At 59.8% G+C, this 23,436-nt stretch carries 22 protein-coding genes; 19 read left to right on the forward strand and 3 right to left on the reverse strand.

The window, feature by feature from the left end:
* Positions 1-28: 28 nt before the first annotated feature.
* Both hutU and hutH read left to right on the forward strand, forming a co-directional pair.
* Complete coding sequence (hutU, locus tag BS300_RS16675; RefSeq protein WP_071914077.1) at positions 29-1,738, forward strand: urocanate hydratase; 1,710 nt, start codon at positions 29-31, stop codon at positions 1,736-1,738.
* Between the two features lie 4 nt (positions 1,739-1,742).
* Positions 1,743-3,275 (forward strand): histidine ammonia-lyase, encoded by a 1,533-nt coding sequence (hutH, locus tag BS300_RS16680; RefSeq protein ID WP_071914079.1) that lies wholly within the window; start codon positions 1,743-1,745, stop codon positions 3,273-3,275.
* A gap of 138 nt (positions 3,276-3,413) precedes the next feature.
* Here the strand turns inward: hutH and BS300_RS16685 are convergent, their stop codons facing one another.
* Positions 3,414-4,511: a calcium:proton antiporter gene (locus BS300_RS16685; protein ID WP_043851005.1), complete on the reverse strand. Its 1,098-nt coding sequence runs from the start codon at positions 4,509-4,511 to the stop codon at positions 3,414-3,416.
* Positions 4,512-4,759: 248 nt separating this feature from the next.
* On the opposite strand from BS300_RS16685, the gene BS300_RS16690 reads away from it, so the two are divergent.
* Positions 4,760-5,461 carry a M15 family metallopeptidase gene (locus BS300_RS16690; RefSeq protein ID WP_071914081.1) on the forward strand — a complete coding sequence of 234 codons (702 nt, stop codon included), beginning with the start codon at positions 4,760-4,762 and terminating at the stop codon, positions 5,459-5,461.
* 46 nt (positions 5,462-5,507) lie between these two features.
* Here the strand turns inward: BS300_RS16690 and BS300_RS16695 are convergent, their stop codons facing one another.
* Positions 5,508-7,037, reverse strand: a complete 1,530-nt coding sequence (locus tag BS300_RS16695) for an EAL domain-containing protein (RefSeq protein WP_071914083.1) — start codon at positions 7,035-7,037, stop codon at positions 5,508-5,510.
* 502 nt (positions 7,038-7,539) lie between these two features.
* Here BS300_RS16695 and BS300_RS16705 point away from each other — a divergent pair.
* Entirely contained in the window at positions 7,540-9,468 is a 1,929-nt protein-coding gene (locus BS300_RS16705; RefSeq protein ID WP_033112567.1) for an EAL domain-containing protein, read from the forward strand.
* A gap of 4 nt (positions 9,469-9,472) precedes the next feature.
* Here the strand turns inward: BS300_RS16705 and BS300_RS16710 are convergent, their stop codons facing one another.
* Positions 9,473-10,399 (reverse strand): pyridoxal-phosphate dependent enzyme, encoded by a 927-nt coding sequence (locus tag BS300_RS16710; RefSeq protein WP_071914087.1) that lies wholly within the window; start codon positions 10,397-10,399, stop codon positions 9,473-9,475.
* A gap of 86 nt (positions 10,400-10,485) precedes the next feature.
* On the opposite strand from BS300_RS16710, the gene BS300_RS16715 reads away from it, so the two are divergent.
* The 15 genes from BS300_RS16715 (at position 10,486) to BS300_RS16785 (ending at position 23,432) form a co-directional block, all read left to right on the forward strand.
* Entirely contained in the window at positions 10,486-11,349 is an 864-nt protein-coding gene (locus tag BS300_RS16715; RefSeq protein ID WP_043851010.1) for a hypothetical protein, read from the forward strand.
* Entirely contained in the window at positions 11,349-11,942 is a 594-nt protein-coding gene (locus BS300_RS16720) for a PilN domain-containing protein (RefSeq protein WP_071914089.1), read from the forward strand. Before BS300_RS16715 ends, BS300_RS16720 begins: the two co-directional genes overlap by 1 nt.
* Positions 11,942-12,595 (forward strand): MSHA biogenesis protein MshJ, encoded by a 654-nt coding sequence (locus tag BS300_RS16725; protein ID WP_071914090.1) that lies wholly within the window; start codon positions 11,942-11,944, stop codon positions 12,593-12,595. The genes BS300_RS16720 and BS300_RS16725 overlap by 1 nt, the downstream gene beginning before the upstream one ends.
* Positions 12,588-12,917, forward strand: a complete 330-nt coding sequence (locus tag BS300_RS16730; protein ID WP_071914092.1) for an MSHA biogenesis protein MshK — start codon at positions 12,588-12,590, stop codon at positions 12,915-12,917. The genes BS300_RS16725 and BS300_RS16730 overlap by 8 nt, the downstream gene beginning before the upstream one ends.
* Before the next feature lie 64 nt (positions 12,918-12,981).
* Complete coding sequence (gene mshL / locus BS300_RS16735; RefSeq protein WP_071914094.1) at positions 12,982-14,652, forward strand: pilus (MSHA type) biogenesis protein MshL; 1,671 nt, start codon at positions 12,982-12,984, stop codon at positions 14,650-14,652.
* A gap of 92 nt (positions 14,653-14,744) precedes the next feature.
* Entirely contained in the window at positions 14,745-15,635 is an 891-nt protein-coding gene (locus BS300_RS16740; RefSeq protein ID WP_071914096.1) for an AAA family ATPase, read from the forward strand.
* A complete protein-coding gene (locus BS300_RS16745; RefSeq protein WP_071914098.1) occupies positions 15,632-16,726 on the forward strand; it encodes a tetratricopeptide repeat protein in 1,095 nt (364 codons plus the stop codon). The genes BS300_RS16740 and BS300_RS16745 overlap by 4 nt, the downstream gene beginning before the upstream one ends.
* 57 nt (positions 16,727-16,783) lie before the next feature.
* Positions 16,784-18,493, forward strand: a complete 1,710-nt coding sequence (gene mshE / locus BS300_RS16750) for an MSHA fimbrial ATPase MshE (RefSeq protein WP_071914100.1) — start codon at positions 16,784-16,786, stop codon at positions 18,491-18,493.
* Positions 18,494-18,496: 3 nt separating this feature from the next.
* On the forward strand, positions 18,497-19,717 hold the full coding sequence (locus tag BS300_RS16755) for a type II secretion system F family protein (protein WP_071914102.1): 1,221 nt from the start codon (positions 18,497-18,499) through the stop codon (positions 19,715-19,717).
* Between the two features lie 34 nt (positions 19,718-19,751).
* Positions 19,752-20,213: a hypothetical protein gene (locus BS300_RS16760; RefSeq protein ID WP_071914104.1), complete on the forward strand. Its 462-nt coding sequence runs from the start codon at positions 19,752-19,754 to the stop codon at positions 20,211-20,213.
* Between the two features lie 79 nt (positions 20,214-20,292).
* A complete protein-coding gene (mshB, locus tag BS300_RS16765) occupies positions 20,293-20,964 on the forward strand; it encodes an MSHA fimbrial major subunit MshB (protein ID WP_104016474.1) in 672 nt (223 codons plus the stop codon).
* Between the two features lie 14 nt (positions 20,965-20,978).
* Positions 20,979-21,446 (forward strand): prepilin-type N-terminal cleavage/methylation domain-containing protein, encoded by a 468-nt coding sequence (locus tag BS300_RS16770; protein WP_043851019.1) that lies wholly within the window; start codon positions 20,979-20,981, stop codon positions 21,444-21,446.
* Between the two features lie 60 nt (positions 21,447-21,506).
* Positions 21,507-22,016, forward strand: coding sequence for a prepilin-type N-terminal cleavage/methylation domain-containing protein (locus BS300_RS16775; protein ID WP_071914106.1), 510 nt, complete (start codon positions 21,507-21,509; stop codon positions 22,014-22,016).
* Entirely contained in the window at positions 22,003-22,563 is a 561-nt protein-coding gene (locus BS300_RS16780; protein WP_071914109.1) for a prepilin-type N-terminal cleavage/methylation domain-containing protein, read from the forward strand. Before BS300_RS16775 ends, BS300_RS16780 begins: the two co-directional genes overlap by 14 nt.
* Positions 22,564-22,607: 44 nt before the next feature.
* Positions 22,608-23,432, forward strand: a complete 825-nt coding sequence (locus BS300_RS16785) for a type II secretion system protein (protein ID WP_143241830.1) — start codon at positions 22,608-22,610, stop codon at positions 23,430-23,432.
* Positions 23,433-23,436 lie beyond the last annotated feature (4 nt).

The raw sequence follows: 23,436 nt of genomic DNA on the forward strand, positions 1-23,436 counted from the left end.
CACCCTATTGATACAACAAGGAGTGTGTATGTCTGTGCAACAGCAGGATCCCCGTCATGATCCGAACCGCGTGATCCGTGCCCCGCGCGGCACCGAACTGACCGCCAAGAGCTGGCTCACCGAAGCGCCGCTGCGGATGCTGATGAACAACCTGGATCCCGAGGTGGCCGAGCATCCCCAGTCGCTGGTGGTCTATGGCGGCATCGGTCGCGCCGCCCGCAACTGGGCCTGCTTTGACAAGATCGTTGAGGTGCTGACCCGGCTCGAGGAGGATCAGACCCTGCTGGTGCAATCCGGCAAGCCGGTCGGGGTGTTCCAGACCCACAAGGATGCGCCGCGGGTGCTGATCGCCAACTCCAATCTGGTGCCTCACTGGGCCAACTGGGAGCACTTCAACGAGCTCGATAAGAAGGGCTTGATGATGTACGGCCAGATGACTGCGGGTTCGTGGATCTATATCGGCACCCAGGGGATCGTGCAGGGCACCTACGAGACCTTCTTTGCGGTGGCCAATCAGCATTTTAACGGTGAACCCAAGGGGCGCTGGATCCTGACCGGTGGTCTCGGCGGCATGGGCGGTGCCCAGCCGCTGGCCGCCACCATGGCCGGCTTCTCGATGATCGCCGTGGAGTGCGACGAGACCCGCATCGATTTTCGTCTGCGCACCCGTTATGTGGACAAGAAGGCTCACAGTCTCGATGAGGCGCTGGCCATGGTCGAGGAGGCCAAGCAGAGCGGCAGCGCCGTCTCCGTCGGTCTGCTCGGCAACGCCGCTGACGTCTTTGCCGAGCTGGTGGCACGAGGCATCACCCCGGATGTGGTGACCGACCAGACCTCCGCCCACGACCCGGTGCATGGCTACCTGCCGCAGGGTTGGAGCGTGGCAAAGTGGCGCGAGCTGCAGCAGAGTGCCCCGCAGGAGGTGAATCTGGCCGCTCGTCGCTCCATGGCCCGTCAGGTGGAGGCTATGCTGACCCTGCAAGAGCGCGGCGCGGCGACTCTGGATTACGGTAACAACATCCGTCAGATGGCGCTTGAGGAGGGGGTGAAAAACGCCTTCGACTTCCCCGGCTTCGTCCCCGCCTATATCCGCCCGCTGTTCTGCGAGGGGATTGGCCCGTTCCGCTGGGTGGCCCTCTCCGGTGATCCGGAAGATATCTACAAGACCGATCAGAAGGTCAAAGAGCTGATCCCCGATGATCCTCACCTGCACAACTGGCTCGACATGGCCCGCGAGCGCATCGCGTTTCAGGGGCTGCCGGCGCGGATCTGCTGGGTCGGGGTCAAGGATCGGGTACGCCTCGGTCTGGCCTTCAACGAGATGGTGAAAAACGGCGAGCTGAAAGCCCCCATCGTCATTGGCCGCGACCATCTGGATTCCGGCTCGGTGGCGAGCCCGAACCGCGAGACCGAGTCGATGATGGATGGCTCCGATGCCGTCTCCGACTGGCCGCTGCTCAACGCCCTGCTCAACACCGCTGGCGGCGCGACCTGGGTCTCCCTGCACCACGGCGGCGGGGTCGGCATGGGCTTCTCCCAGCACTCCGGCGTGGTGATCGTCTGTGATGGCTCCGATGACGCCGCCAAGCGGGTCGGCCGTGTGCTGCGCAACGACCCGGCCACCGGCGTGATGCGCCATGCGGATGCGGGCTACGAGATTGCCATCAACTGCGCCCGCGAGGCGAAACTGGATCTGCCGATGATTGACGGCGCCAACGGTGTCAAAGGAAAGGTGTAACACCATGTTTGAATTGACTATTACCCCGGGCGAGCTGGATCTTGCCACCCTGCGTCGCGTCAGCCGCGAGCCGGTACATATTGCACTGGATCCGGCGGCGTTGCCGGCGATCCACGCCTCTGCCGCCACTGTCTCCCGGGTGATCGAGCAGGGACGCGTGGTGTACGGCATCAACACTGGCTTTGGCCTGCTGGCCAATACCCGGATCCCGGTGGATCAGCTCGACGAGCTGCAGCGATCCATCGTGCTCTCCCACGCTGCGGGCATCGGCACCTATATGGATGACGCCACCGTGCGGTTGATGATGGTGCTCAAGCTCAACTCGCTGGCGCGCGGTTTCTCCGGCATCCGGCTGGAGGTGCTGGAGGCGCTGATGAAGCTGGTCAACGCCGAGGTCTATCCGCTGGTGCCGAAGAAGGGCTCCGTTGGCGCCTCCGGCGATCTGGCGCCGCTGGCCCATATGAGCTGCCTGCTGATCGGCGAAGGCAAGGCTCGTCACGACGGGCGCGAGATCGATGCCAGCGAAGCGCTGCGGATCGCCGGGCTTGAGCCCATCGCGCTGGCACCGAAAGAGGGGCTGGCGCTGCTCAACGGTACCCAAGCGAGCACCTCCTTCGCGCTGGAGGGGCTGTTCCACGCCGAGGATCTGTTTGCCGGAGCCATCACTATCGGTGCCATGAGCGTGGAGGCGGCCCTTGGCAGCCGCCGTCCGTTCGATGCCCGCATTCACGCGGTACGCGGTCAGCGTGGCCAGATTGATGCGGCTACCTGCTATCGCCATCTGCTCGGTGATCTCAGCGAGATCGGTATGTCCCATCACAATTGCGAGAAGGTGCAGGATCCCTACTCATTGCGCTGCCAGCCGCAGGTGATGGGTGCCTGCCTGACCCAGATCCGTCAGGCGGCCGAGGTGTTGGTGTGCGAAGCCAACTCGGTCTCCGACAACCCGCTGGTGTTTGCCGATGACGAGGAGATTATCTCCGGCGGCAACTTCCACGCCGAGCCGGTGGCCTTTGCGGCCGATAATCTGGCGCTTGCTATCGCTGAGATCGGTTCCCTTTCAGAGCGGCGGATGGCGCTGTTGATCGACTCGCGGATGTCCGGTCTGCCGGCGTTTCTGGTCAACAATGGCGGGGTCAACTCCGGCTTCATGATCGCTCAGGTCACCTCGGCGGCGCTCGCCTCCGAGAACAAGACCCTGGCCCATCCGGCCTCGGTAGACAGCCTGCCCACCTCCGCCAATCAGGAGGATCATGTCTCCATGGCGACCTTCGCCGGCCGCCGGCTGGCGGATATGGCCGAGAACACCCGTGGTATTCTGGCAGTCGAACTGCTGGCGGCGGCGCAGGGGCTAGATTTCCGTGCTCCGCTGCGGGCCAGCGAGGGGGTGGAAGTAGCCAAGGGGCGGTTGCGCGCTCATGTCCCCTTCTACGACAAGGATCGCTACTTTGCCCCCGATATCGAGGCGGCGGCCGCGCTGCTGGGGCGTGCCAGCTACAACGATCTGCTCCCGGCTGGGGTGCTGCCCAGCCTGTAAGCCTTGATCCCCCTTCTCCCCTGGCGGGAGAGGGGTAGGGGATGAGGGGGACGCCGCTTCACTGGCGTCCGTGAGATCCCGGAGCTGATAACAAAAGACCGCCCAATCGGGCGGTCTTTTCGTCTCTGCGATAGTCGGTCACTGGTGCTCGAACATCAGGAACAGATAGACCACAAACAGAACCAGATGGGTGGCGCCGTGCAGCACATTGGTACGGCCGCTGCTGAAGGTCACCTTGCACACCATGAGCGTAGTGATGAGCAGCACCATGTCGGCGGCGGAGAGGCCGAGGCGCACCTCCTGACCCAGCATGGAGCCGATAAACAGCACTGCCGGCACGGTGAGGGCTATGGTGGCCAGCACCGAGCCGAAGTAGAGGTTCATGGCCCGCTGCAGCTGATTGTTGATGGCGGCCTTGATGGCGCCAACCGCCTCGGGGGCCAGCACGATACAGGCTACGATAAAGCCGCCGAGCGCCTGCGGTGCTGACAGCACCTTGACCCCGTAGTTGATGGGGATGGCCAGGGTCTTGGCCAACAGGATCACCACTACCAGATAGGCGAGCAGCAGCAGGGTGTGATAGACGTTGCTCTGCAGCGGGCCGTGGTGCTCCTCGTAATCCTCGTGATCGCTGTCGACAAAGAAGTGGCTGTGGCTGCGGGTCTGGATCAGCAGGAAGACCCCGTAGAGCAGGATCGAGATGGTGATGAGCATCCATGACATGGCGCGCGACATGCTGCCAACCGTGCCCCCTTCAGTGAAGTTGGGCAGCACCAGACAGAGCAGGGCGAGCGGGATGATGGCCACCAGATAGGATTTGACCCCGTCCAGATTGAAGCTCTGGGTGTGGTAGCGCCAGCCGCCAAACAGCAGGGTGAAGCCGACCAGACCGTTGGTGACCAGCATCACCACGGCGAACATGGTGTCGCGGGCCATCACCGGATTGGGCTCGCCGGTCAGCATGACCGAGGAGATCATCACCACCTCCAGCGAAATGACCGAGAGGGTGAGGATCAGGGTGCCAAAGGGTTCGCCCAGCTTGATGGCGAGGGCATCGGAGTGGCGCACCACCGAGAAGATGGCCCAGGTGACGATGGCAAGCAGCCCCGCCGACACAGGAAGATAGATCCCGAGCGGAGTTGTCTCTGTCAGCAGGTCGCTGCCGAGCGTCTTGAAAAAGAGCAGGGTGAGCAGGCCGACGGGCAGGGCAATCTCTTGCCGGATAACTGTCTTCATAGGCAATGGTTCTCTTCTGGGGCGACCGGTGGGCCGGGAGATGAATGGAATGTGCAACGGGCGGTTGCACCCTGACCAGCCCCTTATGATAAAAGCTCTTGGCCTCGAGGGGCAGCCCATTTTGTTAACAGATGTAAATTGTGGGCTTGGATCGGAGCAGATCTCGGGTTGTGGCGGTGCCGATGGCAGGCTTGCCCCGTTGGCAAGGCTCTGCTGAAATGGCTCCCCCCTGCTCAGGAGTCCATTTGATGCTATTGCCACCCATCTCTCACGACTATGAACCGGCCAGCGCAGCCGAACAGGCGGCGCTCTCGGCCAGTGATCCGCTGGTGATCGTGGCCGCCAGTGCCAGGATCCGCATCGATCCCGTCTATTACCGGCTCGGTCTGGCGGGCAGTGAGCCGCAGATCCGGGTGCGGGAGCCGCTTGCCAAAGCGCTGGCGCGGGTAGCCGCAGCGCTGCCTGCGGGATTGGGGCTCACCTTGCTCGACGGATTTCGCAGTCGCGCCACGTCTTTGGCCATCTTCGAGCGGATCAAGGGCGAAATTGCCGCAGCCAATCCCGACTGGGATGGTGCCCGGCTTGAGCAGGAGACTCGCCGTTTCTGTGCCCATCCCTCTGACCCCGGTCACTATCCGGTACCGCCCCATCTGTCGGGCGGAGCCATCGATCTGCTGCTGCACGATCTGGCGAGTGGCGAGCCGCTCGACTTTGGTACCGGCTTTGACGATATCAGCGAGCGGGCCGAGAGCGACTATTTCGAACGCCCCTGTGCGGGAATGAGCGAGACGCGGTGGCTGCAGATCCGTGACAACCGCCGTTTGCTGTTCTGGCTGATGCGGCGGGAAGGGTTCAGCAACTATCCCGGCGAGTGGTGGCATTTTGATCTGGGCGACTGCCTCTGGGCCCGTTTTCGCGGCGGTGAGTACCGCTATCCTGCCGCGGAGTGAGTGATCCCGGAGCACCCCCCGGGAAAGAGAGTTCTCTTCTCTGTCGTCAGGCCGTTTCCGCCATGGGTTGGCGGAAGGCCTGTTGCCAGAGCAGCAGCTCTTGCAGCGGCATGGGTTTGCCAAAGACATAGCCCTGTATCAGATAGACTCCCTGCCGATACAGGTAGTCGACCTGCTCCCGGGTCTCGACCCCCTCGGCAATCATCTCCATCCCAGACTCTCGGCCAAAGGCGATGATGGCATCCAGCACGCTGCGTTTGAGGTCGTCGGTGCCAATGGTGTCGACGAACATCTTGTCGATCTTGATCTGGCGGATCCCGAGGCTCTGCAGATAGGCGAAGCCGCCATAGCCGGTACCAAAGTCATCCAGTTTGATGTGATAGCCCCGCTCTTGCAGGGCATTGATCTCGCTGGTAGCACTCTTGATATCGGTCAGCGGTTTGCGCTCGGTCAGCTCAAAGGTGAGCTGGGCGGGGGAGGGCCACTGATGCTGTTGCAGCAGGTTACGCAGCAGAGGCTGCTCGATATGGGCCGCTACCAGATTGACGCTGACCCACTGAGTTGCAGTCAGAGAGGAGAGGTCTGTGAGTACTCGCTCCAGCAATTGGGCGGTTATCGGCAGGATCAGCCCCTGCTCTTCGATATAGTCGATAAAGGCGCCAGGAGGAACCAGTTCACCGCCGCGCCGCCAACGCAGCAGCGCCTCGAAGCCAACGACTTCTCTGGTTCGGCTATCCACTACCGGTTGGTAGAAGGGTTCAAACTCCTGATTTTTCAAACCGATCTGCAACAGTCCTTGCAGCGAGCGCTGATAGTGGCGATGCAACCAGTAGGCACCAGCCAGCAGGATACCCAGCGCCACACCAATCCATAAAGCCAGGGTTTCAGCCTGCGCTCTGGCATAACGTGTCAGCGCCTGGCCTGCCCACAACGTCTGTTTGGTCAAGGTGTTAGGTTCATAAGAGTCGATACTGTTCGGACCTGGCTCCTGTTTGATTCGTTTGTCTCCACGCGGCAGCATGGGGACGTACGAATCTTTGTTGATCAGGTTGAACTCCAGATAGAAGCAGTCAGCACAGGGAGTCTGAAGGATCTCGTGGATCCAGCTGTTGTCCAGCACCCAATAGGCAATGTTGCCGTTGGTGGCTCTGTAATAGACCACCAGTTCTTGTTCCGTATTGAAGCTGGGTGGTGTGGCGGTCAGGCCGAACGGGCCTATGGCGATGTCATCAGGTTGTGGGCTGATGGCAATCGAGATTCCTTGCCCCAGGCTGGAGCAGACCTGCCCCGAGCCAAGCTCCAGTCCTTGCAGGCGAATATGGGTGTTGTAAAAACGGGGGCTGCGCAGTAGCGACATATCCCTGGCGCCGCAGTTGAACTCGAACTGTTTCAACTGGGTAGAAAGAATCTCGTTAATAATTTTGTAGCGTTCGATGTTGGCCTGCTTTATCTCGGCCATCTTCTGCTCCTGCATTCTTTCTGCAAGAGGCTCAGCCAGCCAGTACGCAATCGGTTGACCGAAAAGAACAGGAAAAGCCAACAATAACAAATAGATAAGTATTGATGGGGTGCGCATGGGGCGACCTGCTGTATGGTTGGGCCCATATGGGCAACATTGAGTTTATTGCATTAGTACAATCAATTTGAAGCGGGATTATTAGTTGCCTTGATTAAATTATTAACATAATGATTTTAAATGATTTTGTATCTTGGTTATGGAGAGATTCAATCGTTAACCTGTCATAAATGACAATTGCCCGACTTATCCGAACGCATTAGAGTAGCCCCGCGGTTTGACTCACCGTGTGTTCAATACTCCTGTATCTGTTTTTTGTCAGTAGCACAGAGTGTTAGTTTTGATATGAGTGTTCCTTTTGGTCCCTTTTCAGGGACCATTTTTCTTTCTGCCGTTTTCCGCTCTTCTCTCTTCGTTTGTTCCGTGTTTGGTAATATTCCCCCGCTTTCGGTATCCTCGCCCCTTTGAAATTGCAGAAGCGGGATCTCCATCCATAGCAGGGCGCTGATCGCCGCTGCTACCATGAGGTCACATGGATGATGCTGGGCATACGGAAAGGCGCATGAAACTGACTACACAGCTTGTCTCGTTTATCACCCTGTGCGTGATTGCCGCCATGGCGACCGTGCTGATTGGCGGCGTGTTCAGCTTTCGCGAGCTGGGGATGGAGCTGCAGCAGAAGAAGGTCGATGCGCTGGTCGAGGTGATCGACAAGCAGCTCGATGTCTCCCATGACATGAACGAGATGAGTCACTGGCTGCCCACCCTGCTGCGCGCTTCCCACGTCGTCGAGCTGGAGGTGCGCCAGAACGATCAGCGTGTCTACTGGTTTCGCGATGTGCAGCGTTCGGTCGATGATCAGTTGTTGCTGCCATACAGCAAGGCGCTTATCCATCAGGCCGGCATGCAGGCCAATCTGAAGCTGGAGCGTCCCTTCAAGGAGGCGGAGTACTCCATCAAGGCGATGTCCGGTATCTCCTTCGGCGTCTTTATCGTGGTGTTCGGCCTCTGGTACTCCATTCGCTGGCTGCGCCAGCAACTACGCGGTGCCGAGTTGTTGGCCGAGCGTGCCCAGCTGATCCTCGATGACAAACTCTCCAAACTGAATCACGACCCCGCCGAAGAGTGGCCGGTTGCTGCCAGTCAGGCGCTCGACCATCTGCTGGCCGAGCTGGCGGATGCCCGCAAGGAGCGCAGCCGCTTCGACAACTTCATCCGCAGCAATGCTTTCGTCGACAAGATGACCGGCATTGGCAACCGTCTCTTTTTCGACAACCGGCTTGAAAGTGCCATCATGGAGGCGAGCGTGATGAGCGGAGGTGTGCTGCTGATCGATCTCGCCTGTCTAGAGGATCTGGAGGCCGAGCAGTTCGATCTGCTGGGTCATGATCTGATGCTGGAGGCAAGCGCGACTATCGGGGCCTTCGTGCGCAAGCACAGTGGCGCCCTGCAGGCCCGCTATGCCGGGCAAGTGTTTGCCGTGCTGCTGCCCAATATGTCCGAAAGCGAGATGGTGGACAGTGCCAGCCAGCTGCTCAAGAGCCTGCAGCGCCTCCACTGGCCGCAAGAGGTCAATCCGGAGACCGCGGTTTATCTCGGTGCCGTCTGCTATCAGTCGCAGGACTCCCTGCTCAAGGTACAGGAGGAGGCGGAGCTGGCCCTCAAGAGCGCCCGCCTGCAAGGGCACAACGGCTGGTTCCTCTACGAAAAGCAGCTGGATGAGGAGCAGAGCAGCAAGGGCACTGTGCGTTGGCGTACTCTGCTCAGCCGTCGCCTTGAGGAGCAGGCCATCGAATTCTATATCCAGCCGATCCAGCAGGATCGCGGGCAGGTGGTGCTGCAGCAGGAGTTGCTCACCTATCTTGAGGATGAGCAGGGGCGGCCACTGCCGGCCGGGATCTTCATGCCGATGGCGGAGAAGGTGGGGCTGTTGCTCCAGCTGGATCGGCTGGTGGCGGAGCAGACCCTGGCGTTGCTGCGTCAGCGCTCCGACCAGAGCTGCCCGGTCAGTCTGGCTCTCAGCGCCCAGAGCCTGCTCCATCGCGACTTCCAGCGCTGGCTCTTCTTCGCTCTGTTCCAGCTGCCACGCAGTACCAACGAGCGGCTGATCCTGCAACTTTCCGAGGCGCAGGTGACCCGCCATTTCGAAGCCCTCAAGCGACCGCTGCGCTCCCTGCGGATGCTCGGATGCATGCTGGCCATCGATCATGCCGGCCAGGATGTGGTAAGCACCCAGTACATCAAGGAGTTCGAAATCAACTTCCTCAAGCTCCACCCCAGCCTGGTGCGGGAGATCCATGCTCGCCAGGTGAACCAGATGGCAGTGCGCAGTCTGGTGGGCGGCTGCGCCAATACCCCGACCCGGGTATTGGCTGTTGGGGTCGAGAGTGGTGACGAGTGGAAGATGCTGCGTCACCTCGGGGTACATGCGGGGCAGGGCCCCTGGTTTGCGCTGCCCGAGCGACTGGTGATGGAACCGGCCGAAGCCTGATGTCTCAGAGGCGGCCCTGCTCCCTGAGCCCGGCCAGCCCCTGCATGCCACCGGTGTGGATAAAGACGATCCTGCTGCCCGGGGCAATGCGACCCGCAGCCAGCTCGCGAAACAGCCCGTACATTGCCTTGCCGCTGTAGATGGGTTCCAGCGGCAGACCGGTTTCGGCGCTGAAGGCCTGTACCCACTGCCAGAGCGCCGGGCTGAATCTGGCGTAACCTCCATCGTGATGATCCAGTGCGATCTGCCAGCCTGGGGTTGTGGCGGCGGCGGAGTAGAGGCGGCGCACTTCGTCGGCGATAAAGTTGCCTCCCTTGAGCACGGCGATGGCGAGGATCTGCTCCCTTTCCCGCTTGCCTGCAATCAGGCCGGCCAGGGTGCCGCCGCTGGCGCAGGGGAGCACCCAGAGATCCGGCGAGAAGGGGAGCTCGGTTACCAGTTCGGCCACGCCGGGGATGGCGAGAGGACTGCTCCCGCCTTCGGGAACGATGAGGGTGTCTGCGGCTTCAAATTGAGCCAGCCATTCCGGCTCCTGCCGCCGCCGGTAGCTCAGCCGATCGACAAAAACGAGATCCATGCCCCAGCGTCTGGCATCGCTCAGGGTAGAGTTGCTGACTGAGTCACTTTCGCCCCGTATGATACCTGTGGTGCGAAGGCCAAATTGATGGCCAGCAGCGGCCAAGGCATGGATATGATTGGAGTAAGCGCCACCAAAGGAGAGCAGGTGGCATTTGCCGTGTTCGCGGGCATGGTACAGATGGTACTTGAGCTTGCGCCACTTGTTGCCGGAGATGAGCGGGTGGATCAGATCGTCCCGTTTGCACCAGAGCTCGACGCCATAGCGGGTCAGCAGGGGATGGTGGAGCGCTTGCAGTGGTGATGGGCCAATGGCACTGATTTCAAACGCCGACGGCGAAGGGTTGGCTTGCAATGGTGAGTCCCTCTTTTGTCTGGAGGCTAATCTGCTGTTTATGTTAATGTTTCACTCATTTAATCACTAATGACGGGCGGGCTTACATGAAACAACTGTTCAGACGGTCGACGCCAAGCCGCCAGGTGGGGCTCTTGCTGGCCAATGACAGGATCATGCTGGCAGCTGTGGGCAATCCCCCTGTGTTTGCTACGCGCGCCATCAACAGCCCGCAAGAGTGGCCGCTCGCCGTCAACGAACTATTCACTCGCCACGGCCTTGCCAAATCCCGGGTACGCGTTGCTCTGGCCGCCCCGCTCTATCAGCAGATCCAGATCGACAAGCCTGCCGTCCCCGATGCCGAAATGGCGGGGGCGCTCCCCTGGGCCATCAAGGATTATGTCAACGAGCCGGTGCTGCAGCTGGCGATGGATTACGTGGATCTGCCCACTCCACCCGCCGGTCGACCGCGGATCAATGTCATCTGCCTGCCCAAAAGCAGGGTGCAGCAACTGGCGGAGGCGATCAACGGCATTGCCACCCTGCAATCCATCATCAGTGACGAGCTGGCGCTGACCTCCCTCTATGAGGCGGATGAGGCGGTGCGCATGCTGCTCTGGCAGCCGAAGGGGCAGGATCTGCAACTGCTGGTTTTCCATCAGGGGGGGCTCTGTTTCTCCCGCCAGTTGCGCGGCTTTGCCTCCCTGACCGGCGAACAGGAGCCTGACAGCATGTTGCTCGACTCGCTGGCGCTGGAGATCCAGCGCTCGTTCGATTATCTGGTCGGCCAGCTCAAACTGCCGGAGATTGGCCAGATGCAGCTTGCCGTCGCCTCGCCCTTTATCGGCACTCTGGTTCGCCACATGGAGCATACCTTCGGCCTCGCTGTCTCAGCCATGGCCAACAAGGCGGTACTGGCCGGGGTCGAATACCTCTCGGCCTATGCTGCCGCCATCGGGGAGGATGCCTGATGAAACGTCAGATAAACCTCTATGGCGCCGAGTTTCACCCCAAGCGGCAGTGGGCCAGCCTCAACCAGATGGTGCTGGCGTGGGGTGTTGCTCTGCTTGTTATCTTGCTGGTCGGCGCCGGTTACGGTTGGCAGCAGCACAGTGTCAGCAGGGCGCTGGCACAGGTCAATGCCGAGCTGGCGCTCAAGCGCAGCGAGGCGCAGCGACTCGATGCCGATCTGGCGCGCCATCTGGCCGATCCGGCTCTGCAGCAGCAGTTGCTCAACAAGCAGGATGATCTGGGGGCCAGACAGGAGCTGCTGCGCCAGCTGGGCTCCTTATCCCTGCAAAAATCGCAGGGGTATGCCGGAGTGATGGCCGATCTCTCCCGCATTCGCAGCAGCAATCTCTCCCTGCAACGGATCGAGATCCTCGAAGGGCGGATCAATCTCTCCGGCTTTGCCGGTCGCAGTCAGGATGTGCCGGCCTGGGTCAACCGATTCAAGCAGGCGCCGACTCTGATGGGCAAGGAGTTTGGCGAGTTGACCCTGAGTCGTGACAAGGAGGGGCGTCTTGCGTTCCAGTTGAGCGGCATTGCGCGGGAGAAGCCCTGATGAACCTGAAAGCACAATGGCAGGAGTGGTCCCGGCGGATTGCAGCCCTGAGCCAGCGGGAGCGGGTGCTTATCCTGCTGACCGGGCTGGTGTTGCTGGTGGCTGCCAGCGTCTATGGCTGGCTGGATGGTGCCGACACCCGGCTGCAACAGGATCGCATGGCCCTGAGCGCGGCCGAACGCGATCTCGAGATCCTCGGGCTGGAGAATCTGGGCAAACAGGCTCGTCTGCAGCGGGATCCCAATCAGGGGGTTCGTGAACAGCTAGCCCGGGTGGATAGTGATCTTGCCGCTGTCGATGAGGCGCTCAAGGCCCAGACCGTCGATCTGATCCCGGCGCACGAGATGCCGCAGGTGCTGGAGGCGCTGCTCTCCCGCTCTGCCAATCTCCATATGCTGGCACTCAGTTCACTGGAGCCGACGCCACTGATGGCCGGAGAGCAGGGGCAGAAGGTCAATCTTTACAAACACGGTATCCGTCTCCAGCTGGAAGGCGGTTATTTCGATGTATATCAATATCTCAAGGCGCTGGAGGCGTTGCCTCGCCACTTTTACTGGAAACAGTTCGACTATCAGGTGAAAGCCTATCCGGGGGCTGTGGTGGAGATGGAGATCTACACCCTGAGTACCAGCAAGGAGTTTATTCGTGGCTAGATGGTTTGCATTGGGAGCTTGCCTCTTTGCGTTGCTGGCGCAAGCCGAGCCGGTCGAAGTGTTGCAGGATCCCACTGCGCCCTTGGCCGATGTGGCGGTTGGCGCGAGTGCAACCGGCCAGAACAGCGTCGGCTTGCCGAAGCTGCAGAGCATCATGCTGGGTAATGGCCCGGCACTGGCGGTACTCAATGGCAAGAGTTATCGGGTCGGGCAGCAGGTGGACGGCTACAAGCTGGTGGCCATCAACGCCGATGCGGTGGTGCTGGAGAAGGCGGGAAAACGCCATTCGGTGGCACTGTTTGCCAGCAAGATCAGGGTTTGAGCCGCACTAGCCATTGGCAGGTAAGCCGGGTTTATCGAGTTTCATTGCAGGGTGCACTAATTACATGAAAATACACCGTTTCTGTCTGATCACCTTGGCCATGATGGCCGCAGGCTGCACTACCTACAAGCACCCGGAGCCAACCCAGGCCAAGGACGCGCTCAAGCAGGCGATGAATGAGCAGCAGAAGCAGCAAAATGCCCCCCTGACCACGCTGCCCAAGTCGGTGCAGAGCGAGTTGCTGCAACTGAACCGGCCGCAGATGCCGGTTGCCATGTCGGAGAAGCGGCTGCGTATTGCTGCCCATGACGTGGAAGCGGTGGAGTTTTTCGGTTCCCTGTTCAAGGGCTCCCGCTATAGCGTGGCGGTGCATCCCGGGGTCTCCGGGCTGGTCTCGGTCGAACTGAAAGATGTCACCCTGCCCGAAGTGCTGGCGGTAGTTGGCGATATGTATGGCTTCGACGTGCAGCGCAAAGGGAGTGTTTTCCATATCTATCCTGCCGGCCTGCGTACCGAGACCATCCCGGTCAACTATCTGATGCTCTCCCGGCGCGGCCTCTCCCGCACCTCGGTCAGTACTGGCGGGGTGACTGCCAATGACAACAACAACGGCAGCAACAGCAATTTCGACAGCTCATCCAGCAACAGCACGACCAATAGCACGACAAATAACTCGAGCAACTCGAACAGCAGTGGCAATGGCACCCGGATCGAGACCGACAGCAATAGCGACTACTGGACCGATCTGCGCGATGCACTGCAGACGCTGATTGGCAACGGGGATGGACGAGCCGTGATCACTAGCCCACAGGCGGGTCTGGTGACTGTGCGGGCCTATCCAAAAGAGCTCAAGGCGGTACGTGAGTTCCTCAGCCAGTCGGAAGATCATCTCAAGCGTCAGGTGGTTCTGGAGGCTCGGATTCTTGAAGTCTCGCTTAACGAAGGCTATGAGCAGGGAGTGAACTGGAACAAACTCTCTGCAACTGCCGATGGCAAGGGGATGACCACTGGCGGCTCTCTGGCAAATACTCAGTTGCCCAGTACATCCAACCAGATCTTTACCGCGCTCGGTGGTGGAGCCAGCTTCAAGATTTCCGACGGCAACTTCGATGTGACCGTCAATCTGCTCAAGACCCAGGGCGATGTGAATACCCTCTCCAGTCCGCGCGTTACCGCCACCAATAACCAGAAGGCGGTGATTAAAGTCGGTACCGACGAATATTTTGTCACCAATGCTTCGACTACAACGGTGAGTACGGCGAGTGGTGACCGAACTACGCCTAATGTTGAGCTGACTCCTTTCTTCTCGGGTATCTCTCTCGATGTCACGCCACAGATCGATGAAGAGGGTAAAGTGCTGCTGCATATTCACCCCTCAGTCATTGATACCGAAGAGCAAACCAAGACCATCAAGGTGACTGACAGCGACATCCTGGAATTACCACTCGCCAAGAGCTCTATTCGTGAGTCAGATACCGTGGTACAGGCCAAAAATGGCGACATCATTGTCATCGGCGGTCTGATGAAGACCGACAAGAAGGAGGCTGTCAGCAAGGTGCCGTTACTGGGCGATATCCCCTGGGTGGGCGAAGCCTTTACCAACCGCAGTGAAAGTAACAGGAAGGTGGAGCTAGTGATTCTGCTCAAGCCGACTGTGGTGGAAGATGGAACCTGGCAGAACGAGTTGCAGCGTTCCGCCGATCTGCTCGACAAGTGGTATCCCTCCAAGGGCTAACTCATGACTCAGCGAGCGGTCAGTCTTATTCCGGGTGGCCTGCGGCGATTTGTTCGCAGAGGCCTCTTGCCCGTGGCAGCAGGTAACGACTGATGTACCTGACTCATTTCGGCCTGCAGGAGGCGCCCTTCAGCCTTACCCCCAACACCGGTTTCTACTACGGCCTGCCGCCTCATGAAGAGGCGCTGCAGGTGCTCAACTGGGCGCTGGCTCAGGGGGAAGGGTTTATCAAGGTGACCGGCGAAGTGGGTACTGGCAAGACGCTGCTCTGCCGCAAACTGTTGAGCGAGCTGGGCTCGGAAGAGTGCCCAGTACGCCTGGCTTGGCTGCCCAATCCCCACCTCAGTCCAGCCGAGCTGCGCACCGCGCTGGCACTGGAGCTGGGGCTGTCAGTGCGGGATCAGAGCGAGCTGGATCTCACCGATCGCATCCATCGCCATCTGATCAGCCTGCATCAGCAGGGGAGTCGGGTGGTGGTTCTGATCGACGAGGCACAGGCTCTGCCGGACGAGACGCTGGAGGCCATTCGGCTGTTTGGCAATCTGGAAACCGAGTCGAGCAAACTGTTGCAGATAGTGCTGTTTGGTCAGCCCGAACTGGATGTGCGGCTGGCCAAAACCAATCTGCGTCAGCTGCGCCAGCGCATTGGCTTCTCCTATCGCCTGCGACCACTCAGTTTTGACGAGACTCGTGCCTATCTGGAGCACAGATTGCAGGTCTCCGGCTATCGCGGTGCGCCGCTGTTCGCCGGCCGCTCCTTGCGCCTGCTGTGGCGCGCCTCGCGCGGGGTGCCAAGGCTTATCAACATCCTGGCGCACAAGTGCCTGATGCTGGCCTATGGTCAGGGGGCTCGTCAGGTTGATGGCCGGCTGGTAGGGCTCGCCATTCGCGATACCGACGATGCCAGCCGCTTTGCGCCGCGGCGCTGGTGGCCGCTGTTGCTATTGCTGGGATGTGCCCTGGCTTATGGAGTCTGGTCATGAGCGTGATCAACCAGATGCTGAAAGATCTGGAGCAGCGCCAGCAAGGTGCCGAAGGGGCGGCCGTCTACGTCGCTCCGGCGCGCCAGCAGGGTTGGTGGATGTTGCTGCTCACCCTGCTCTGCGGGCTGGCGCTCGGGATCCTGGGGTGGCGAACCTGGATCTACTGGCAGCAAACCCGTGCGGTGGCGCCGCAAGCCAATGTAGTCAGTGAGCAGGCCACTCCCGATGCGGTTGCCCGAGTTGCCGAGCCGGTCGCTTCAGCCGCATCGGCCGAAGTGGCCGCTACCCTGCCTCTGCCCCGTCAGGCGGAATCTGCAGAGGAAGAAGCAGAAGACGAGGCATCTCTGGCTCCGCCGGGGGAAGGTGCTCCCTTCGATGCCTCCAGCGAGATTGACCAGCGGACGCCGACCGATGAGGAGCTGCAGCCCGAGCTGTATGCCGAGCTGGCTGCGGAGCAGCAGGCTGCCGCCGCACCGCGCAAGCCGAGCGCGCTCAAGATTGAAACGGTCGAGCTGTCACCCAAAGAGCTGGCAGCGCTCTCGGAGCGCAAGGCGACTACCGCCATGGCCAAGGGCAATATGCGCGATGCGCAGGACAACTACTACGACGTGCTGGCCCACGATCCCTATAACCAGGGCGCCCGTGAACAGCTGGCCGGCTTGCTCTACGGAGAAGGGCGGCTGACCGAGGCACGCCAGCTGCTGGAGGAGGGGATCCGGCTCGATCCGCAACAGGCCGATTTTCGCCTGCTACTGGCCCGTCTTGCCATTAGCGAGGGGTTGCAGCAGCAGGCGCTGGGCTGGTTGGCTGGTTATCAGCCCGATCTCGCCAGCAATCTGGACTATTACGCCACCTGGGCTGGACTGGCACAGGAGCTGGGACAGAATGTCGAGGCGGCCAATCTCTATGTGAAGCTGCTGCGCCAACAGCCCGATCAGGGGCGCTGGTGGCTGGGACTCGGTGTGGCCGAGGATGGTCAGGGCCACAGCCAGCGTGCCCTCGATGCCTATCGCAATGCCCAGCTGCATGGCAACTTGGGTGAAGCATCCACCAGCTGGCTGGAACAACGGATTGCCCAGCTTGCTCCCTGACGATCACCGGATCAGATGGAGCAAGGGGGGAAGAGAACAACAGGAATCGGAGTAGCAATGGCACAACCCAGACTGAAAATGCGCCTCGGCGACCTGCTGGTACAGGAACAGATCATCTCCGATGATCAGCTGCAGCTCGCGCTGCAGCAGCAGCGTCAGACCGGCCGCAAGCTGGGCACCACCCTCATCGACCTCGGCTTTATCAGCGAGGTGCAGTTGCTGCAGTTCCTCGCCCGTCAGCTGGATGTACCCTTCTTCGATCTCAACAACCTCACCATAGATGCTGCCGCGGTGCCGCTGTTGCCCGAGGTGCAGGCGCGCCGTTACCGGGCGCTGGCGGTCAATCTCACCGACGATCGGGTGACGGTGGCCATGTCGGACCCGGCCGATCTGAGTGCACTGGATGCCATCGCTGCGTTGCTAAGCCCGCGCATCATGGTGCTGGCGGTTGCCCGAGAAGGGCAGCTGCTGGAGTATTTCGACCGTCTCTACCGCCGTACCCGCGAAATCGAGAGCTTCGCCGAACAGCTGCAGGAGGAGTATCAGGACTCCGGCTTCGAGCTGGGCTCCAGCAATCTGGGAGCTAATGATGAGGGGGAGGCGACGGTGGCCAAGCTGCTGCGCTCCCTGTTTGAAGACGCGGTGCAGGTTGGCGCCTCGGATATCCATATCGAGCCGGACGAGAAGGTGCTGCGCATTCGCCAGCGGATCGACGGCATCCTCCATGAAAATATCCTCAACGAGGTGCGTATCGCTCAGGCGTTGGTGCTGCGTCTCAAGCTGGTGGCGGGGCTCGATATCTCCGAGAAGCGCTTGCCGCAGGATGGCCGTTTCAACATGAAGGTGCGCGGCCGTGATGTGGACGTGCGGATGTCTACCATGCCGGTGCAGTATGGCGAGTCGGTGGTGATGCGTCTGCTGGATCAATCCTCGGGGATCCTCTCGCTGACCGAAACCGGAATGCCGTCCGATATCCTGACCCGTTTCCGCCGTCAGCTCAAACGGCCACACGGCATGATCCTGGTGACAGGCCCGACCGGTAGCGGCAAGACTACGACCCTCTATGGTGCCCTCTCCGAGCTCAATCAGGCGAGCCAGAAGATCATCACGGTTGAAGACCCGGTGGAGTACCGTTTGCCTCGCATCAGCCAGGTGCAGGTCAACCCCAAGATTGGCCTCACCTTCTCCCACGTGCTGCGTTCTACCTTGCGTCAGGACCCGGACATCCTGCTGGTGGGCGAGATGCGCGACAACGAGACGGTGGAGATCGGCCTGCGCGGCGCCATCACCGGTCATCTGGTGTTGACTACCCTGCACACCAACGATGCGGTGACCAGTGCCCTGCGCCTGATCGATATGGGGGCTCCGGGCTATCTGGTGGCCAGTGCCCTGCGGGCGGTTGTTGCCCAGCGACTGGTGAGACGGATCTGCGAACACTGTGTCGAGGAGAAGGTGCCGGACGAAGGACAGACGACCTGGCTTACCGTGCTCTCGGGAGAGGCCCCCGGGCAGCATACCTATCACAAGGGGCGTGGTTGCCAGAGCTGCAACTTCACCGGTTATTCGGGCCGGATCGGGGTGTACGAGTTGCTGGAGCTGGATCAACCGATGATGGATGCACTGCGCCGCAATGACGCTGAGGGTTTTGCCAAGGCGGCCCGTCAGCATGAGCACTATCGGCCGCTGGCCCTCACTGCCCTCGATTATGCCCGTGAGGGGATCACCTCGGTGGATGAGGTGCTCCGGCTGGCCGAGGATTTGGGGTAAGCGATGGCTAACTTTGCCTACAAGGGGCGCGACAACCAGGGCAACGCTACCAGCGGTGTGGTGGAGGCGGCCAACGAAATGGCTGCGGCCGAGCAATTGATGCGCCGTGGTGTGATGCCTACCGAGCTCAAGCCGGGCAAGGCCAAGGGGGCTGAGCTTAACTGGTCGCTGTTGCTGGAAGGTGGTGTCAAACTCGACGAGCTGGTGATCTTCTGCCGCCAGATGTATGCCCTGACCCGGGCCGGGATCCCGATCTTACGCGCCATCGCCGGGCTGGAGGAGAGCACCCATAGCAAGCCGCTCAAACGTGCGCTCCATGCGCTGGGAGAGGATCTTGGCAACGGCCGACCCTTGTCGAGCTCGATGCAGGCTCACCCCAGAGTATTCAGCAGTCTCTTTATCGCCATTATCCACGTCGGGGAGAACACCGGCCAGCTGGAAGAGGCCTTCCTGCAGCTTGCCACCTATTTCGAGCTGGAGCTGGAGACCCGCAAGCGGATCAAGACGGCGATGCGTTATCCCAGCTTCGTGCTGATCGCCATCGGCATTGCCATGGTGATCCTCAATATCATGGTGATACCGGTCTTTGCCGGCATGTTTGCCAAATTCGGGGTGGAGCTGCCGCTGGCGACCCGGATCCTGCTCGCGACCTCTCACTTCTTTGTGCACTACTGGTGGCTGATGCTCGCCACCCTGATTGCTATTGTTGTCAGCTGGCGGCGCTGGGTAGCGACCCCCAAGGGCAAGCTGACCTGGCATCGCTGGCAACTCAGGTTGCCTATCGTCGGAACCATCATAGAGCGCTCTCTGCTGGCCCGTTTTGCCCGCAGTTTTTCCATGATGCTTAAAGCCGGGGTACCACTCAATACGGCCCTGACGCTGGTTGCTGATGCGGTGGATAACGCTTGGATGGCTGGCCGGATCCGTGATATGCGGGCCGGGATCGAGCGGGGCGAGAGCCTGCTGCGCACCGCCAGCAGCAGCGGACTGTTCACCCCGCTGGTAATGCAGATGATTGCGGTGGGTGAAGAGACCGGTCAAGTCGATGACCTGCTCCATGAAGCAGCTGAATATTACGAGCGAGAGGTCGACTATGACCTCAAGAGCCTCACCGCGCGGATCGAGCCGATCCTGATTGGGATTGTCGCTGTGATGGTGCTGATCCTGGCGCTGGGTATCTTCACACCGATGTGGGACATGATGAGAGCCGTAAGAGGCAAGTAATTTGCTGGCGTAGCCGCGGGGAGTCGAGGGCTGGATGAGCAGACAGGCAGTGCAGGATGACCGCTGGCTCGGCGGCTATCGGCGGATTGCGGTGGTGATCCTGCTGATGATTATCGTGGCTACGCTGGCGCGCACTTATCAGCACAACCGGGAGGAGGCACAGCAACTCACTCTCACCCTGCTGGGTGTGCAATTTGCCGAACGGGCACAACGTTTGCACGGCCTCTGGCTCGATGAGCGGCGGCCCCGGACGCTCTATGTGGGTGAGCAGGGCTGGCATTTCGATGAGCGAGGCTGGCCACTTGGTCTGTCGCCACTGCAATCCCCTTCCGCTGATTGCCGGCAGCTGTGGCTGGCGCTGATGGGAGAACAGCAGGAGGATCTACCTCCTCTGCAGTTTCTGGCCCGCGCCGATGGCAGTGGTTGCGACATCGGGTGGGATGGTTATTGGCTCTTTTATCAATTTTCTGACGGGCGCGTGATTAAATCACCTTGAACAAGGGCGATGATAGAGCCTAACGGCATGATTTTTTTGAGTCTGCATGAAATAATACAGGCTCTATTGGGGAGGGTGCATGACAATGAAATCAACGGCACTGAGAGTGCCAATGAGAGGGATGATGAAACGGACGGCAGGTTTCTCTCTGATTGAGCTGGTGATCGTCATCGTGATCCTGGGGATCCTGGCGGTAACGGCGTTGCCCCGTTTTCTCGATGTGACTGACGAGGCGAAGAAGGCCAGTGTCGAGGGGGTCTCCGGCGGTTTTGCTACCGGGGTATCTCTGGTGCGGGCCCAGTGGGAAGCCGAGGGTCGGGCCAAACAGGATAGCCTCAACACCGTACTCTATGACGGTTCCCGTTTCTATCTCACAACACCGACCGATACCCAGATCAGCAACGGCGAGTTATCGCCGGGTTATCCGATGGATACCGCAGCTGGCGGCACTCCCGATGTGGATCCTGCCAATCTGACGGCTGCGCGGTGTCTGAAAATTTGGGAGGGGTTGCTGCAAAACCCGCCCAAGGCTACGGCCAGCTTCAGTGAAGTGCGCGGTAGTGGTAATGACCTGAAATACTATGCCACCGTGAGCAGTAATGGACTGGATTCGGTCTGCCGTTACTATCTGGTCAATAGTTTAAGTAAGGGCAGCGATGGCAAGTATCAGGATCCGCAAGGCAGTACTGATGCATTTATGAGTTTCAGTTACCGTCCGGCCTCCGGTCAGGTGACCACCAACATTAATTGACAGAGGAAAGTGCAATGAAAAAACAGGCGGGTTTTACCCTGATCGAACTGGTTATCGTGATCATCATTCTGGGTATTCTGGCAGTGACTGCCGCGCCCAAGTTCCTGAATCTGCAGGATGATGCAAGAACGTCCACTTTGAAAGGGGTTGAAGGATCCTTGAGCTCGGCTGGCGCCATGGTTTACAGCAAGGCTGTGCTTAAAGGCAAAGATAAAGAAAGTACTGCTTATACCTTGGATCTGGGCAATGGCAAGACAGTTTCGACTCTGTTTGGCTACCCTGTTGCGACTTCAGCTGCTTTGTCCGCCGTTGTTGAGCTGAACGCAAATGATTGGGTGTTTGCAGCCCCGACAGGTTCTAACCCTGCATCCATCAAGATTTTCCCGAACGGAGTATCTACCAGTTCGGCAACTTGCTATGTAACTTATACCGAAGCTACTTCAACTGCGGTTCCATCTGCAGTCACGAACGCTTGTAATTAACAAGATGATACTGAAGGCTGAGAGTTTGCTCTCAGCCTTCTTCAAATGGGTAATTGTGGCATGCGACAAGGATTAATTGGCAGACATGGTTTTACCCTTATTGAATTAGTTATTGTCATCCTATTACTCGGGATTCTGGCCGCCTTTGCCGTGCCCAAATGGCTGGGCAAAGGCGGCTTTGAAACTCAAAGTTTGCGTGATGAGTTGCTGACCCGGCTGCGCTTGGTGCAGACAGTCAATATGCATGAGCCTGCCAACCGCTGCACCCAGCTGGTGGTCGATGCATCCAGTTTTGCTCATATTACCCAGGCTGTTGCCGGCGCAGTTTGTCCCGCACCTGGCGCCATTGCCAGCTGGAGTGGCAATCAACGCACCCGTGGTCGTCCGGTCACCCCTTCTGCCGGTATGACTATCTCCCTCAATAACAACAGCAGCTTTGTGCTCCGTTTCGATCAGATGGGACGACCAATCGGGGTTTGCAGTGCGGGATGTACCCTGCAGGTAAGCGATGGTCGCGAGACGGGGGCAATCAGGATCGAGTCAGAGGGCTATATCCATGAGAACCCCTGAACGCGGTTTTACCCTGATCGAGCTGATCGTCGGCATAGTGCTGCTGGCGGTGGCGCTGACCGGCATTCTCGGTTTACTCATCAATCAGGCGCCGCAGGCGGTTGATCCGGTGCAGCAGGTGCGTGCCGCCCAGTTGGCCCAGCGCCTGACTGGCGAGATCCTGCAAAAGTCGTTTGATGAGCAGTCGGATCATAATGGCGGGCGTTATCGCTGTGGCGAACAGGTTGCCGGTGTGACGATTGCACCCTGTTCAGGCAGTTATGGTTCTGATGGTGAGCCAGCCCCCTACGCCTACAACGATGTGGATGACTTCGATACGGCAGGCAACTGGCGGGATGCCAGCTGGTTTACCCAGACTTCGTCAGGTATCGGCAGCGCTGAGTATCGCAACTATCAGGTCAAAATCGCTGTCAGTGCCGTTGATTTCAGCGATGGTACCTTCAAGAACTGTACGGCACCCTGCTCGGTAGGCAAGCGCATCGATTTGCAGGTTCGCCTGCCCAATCAGAGCGTGCTCGATTTCTCCTTCTATCGGGGGAATTACTGATGGGCAGAGTTATCCAACGGAGCCATAGCACTGTCCCTACCGCTTTGCGCTCAGCCAGCGGTTTTACTCTGGTCGAGCTGGTGATGGTAATTTTGCTGCTCGGGATAATGGCGACCTTTACCAGCCAGTTTATCGGTATTGGTACCCAGATCTACGGCGATGCCAGCAGTCGTGAGCAGCTGATGAGCGATGCCCGTTTCGCTATGGAGCGGCTAAACCGCGAGTTGCGCAATGCGGTACCCGGTTCTGAGCGGATCGAGACTGCGGGCGGCCTCTGGGTTGATTCCGGTGTCTGCCTGCGTTTCTGGCCCATCAGCACCTCCAGCCGCTACCTTGCCCTGAACAAAACGGTATCTGGTAGCAGCTCCACGCTGGAGCTGGTGATGGCAACGCCTGCCGCTGCGACGGATCCCCTGAGCACTGATGCGACTGCAGTCAAAGTCGGTGATCTGATGGTGGTCTTTCCGTTACCCAATTCCAGTGCGAGTTCCCTGAGCAGTGGTTGTGATTACGGGCGCTGCGTGGCCAACGTCACAGCAGTGCAGACTCCGGTATCCGGTGCACAATCCATCCGCTATACCAGTGCCGAGAGTCTGGCTGGCCTTTCGCCGGGGAGCCGGGTTTATTTTGCCAATCAGCAGGTTCGCTATTGCGTGGAGGGCAGCACGATCACCCGGGCAAGTGCTGCCATCAGTGCATCCTTGCCTGCCACCGGCGTGTTGATGGCCGATTCTCTTGCTTCCGGCAATTTCTATCGGGAAACCTCAGCCTTCAACGCGGAAGGGGAGTTTGGCATGCGCTTCGTATTCGAGCGCAAGGGGGAGTCGGTCACGTTCAACCACAAGATCGAGGTGCTCAATGTCCCTTGATTCG

This window comes from Aeromonas sp. SCS5, from assembly GCF_001887375.1.
GTDB lineage: Bacteria > Pseudomonadota > Gammaproteobacteria > Enterobacterales > Aeromonadaceae > Aeromonas > Aeromonas jandaei.

What these genes read in the sequence shown, in the direction of transcription:
- hutU (WP_071914077.1), top strand. Translation starts at nt 29, where the DNA reads ATGTCTGTGCAACAGCAGGATCCCCGTCATGATCCGAACCGCGTGATC.
- hutH (WP_071914079.1), top strand. Translation starts at nt 1,743, where the DNA reads ATGTTTGAATTGACTATTACCCCGGGCGAGCTGGATCTTGCCACCCTG.
- BS300_RS16685 (WP_043851005.1), bottom strand. Translation starts at nt 4,511, where the DNA reads ATGAAGACAGTTATCCGGCAAGAGATTGCCCTGCCCGTCGGCCTGCTC.
- BS300_RS16690 (WP_071914081.1), top strand. Translation starts at nt 4,760, where the DNA reads ATGCTATTGCCACCCATCTCTCACGACTATGAACCGGCCAGCGCAGCC.
- BS300_RS16695 (WP_071914083.1), bottom strand. Translation starts at nt 7,037, where the DNA reads ATGCGCACCCCATCAATACTTATCTATTTGTTATTGTTGGCTTTTCCT.
- BS300_RS16705 (WP_033112567.1), top strand. Translation starts at nt 7,540, where the DNA reads ATGAAACTGACTACACAGCTTGTCTCGTTTATCACCCTGTGCGTGATT.
- BS300_RS16715 (WP_043851010.1), top strand. Translation starts at nt 10,486, where the DNA reads ATGAAACAACTGTTCAGACGGTCGACGCCAAGCCGCCAGGTGGGGCTC.
- BS300_RS16720 (WP_071914089.1), top strand. Translation starts at nt 11,349, where the DNA reads ATGAAACGTCAGATAAACCTCTATGGCGCCGAGTTTCACCCCAAGCGG.
- BS300_RS16725 (WP_071914090.1), top strand. Translation starts at nt 11,942, where the DNA reads ATGAACCTGAAAGCACAATGGCAGGAGTGGTCCCGGCGGATTGCAGCC.
- mshL (WP_071914094.1), top strand. Translation starts at nt 12,982, where the DNA reads ATGAAAATACACCGTTTCTGTCTGATCACCTTGGCCATGATGGCCGCA.
- BS300_RS16740 (WP_071914096.1), top strand. Translation starts at nt 14,745, where the DNA reads ATGTACCTGACTCATTTCGGCCTGCAGGAGGCGCCCTTCAGCCTTACC.
- BS300_RS16745 (WP_071914098.1), top strand. Translation starts at nt 15,632, where the DNA reads ATGAGCGTGATCAACCAGATGCTGAAAGATCTGGAGCAGCGCCAGCAA.
- mshE (WP_071914100.1), top strand. Translation starts at nt 16,784, where the DNA reads ATGGCACAACCCAGACTGAAAATGCGCCTCGGCGACCTGCTGGTACAG.
- BS300_RS16755 (WP_071914102.1), top strand. Translation starts at nt 18,497, where the DNA reads ATGGCTAACTTTGCCTACAAGGGGCGCGACAACCAGGGCAACGCTACC.
- BS300_RS16760 (WP_071914104.1), top strand. Translation starts at nt 19,752, where the DNA reads ATGAGCAGACAGGCAGTGCAGGATGACCGCTGGCTCGGCGGCTATCGG.
- mshB (WP_104016474.1), top strand. Translation starts at nt 20,293, where the DNA reads ATGACAATGAAATCAACGGCACTGAGAGTGCCAATGAGAGGGATGATG.
- BS300_RS16770 (WP_043851019.1), top strand. Translation starts at nt 20,979, where the DNA reads ATGAAAAAACAGGCGGGTTTTACCCTGATCGAACTGGTTATCGTGATC.
- BS300_RS16775 (WP_071914106.1), top strand. Translation starts at nt 21,507, where the DNA reads ATGCGACAAGGATTAATTGGCAGACATGGTTTTACCCTTATTGAATTA.
- BS300_RS16780 (WP_071914109.1), top strand. Translation starts at nt 22,003, where the DNA reads ATGAGAACCCCTGAACGCGGTTTTACCCTGATCGAGCTGATCGTCGGC.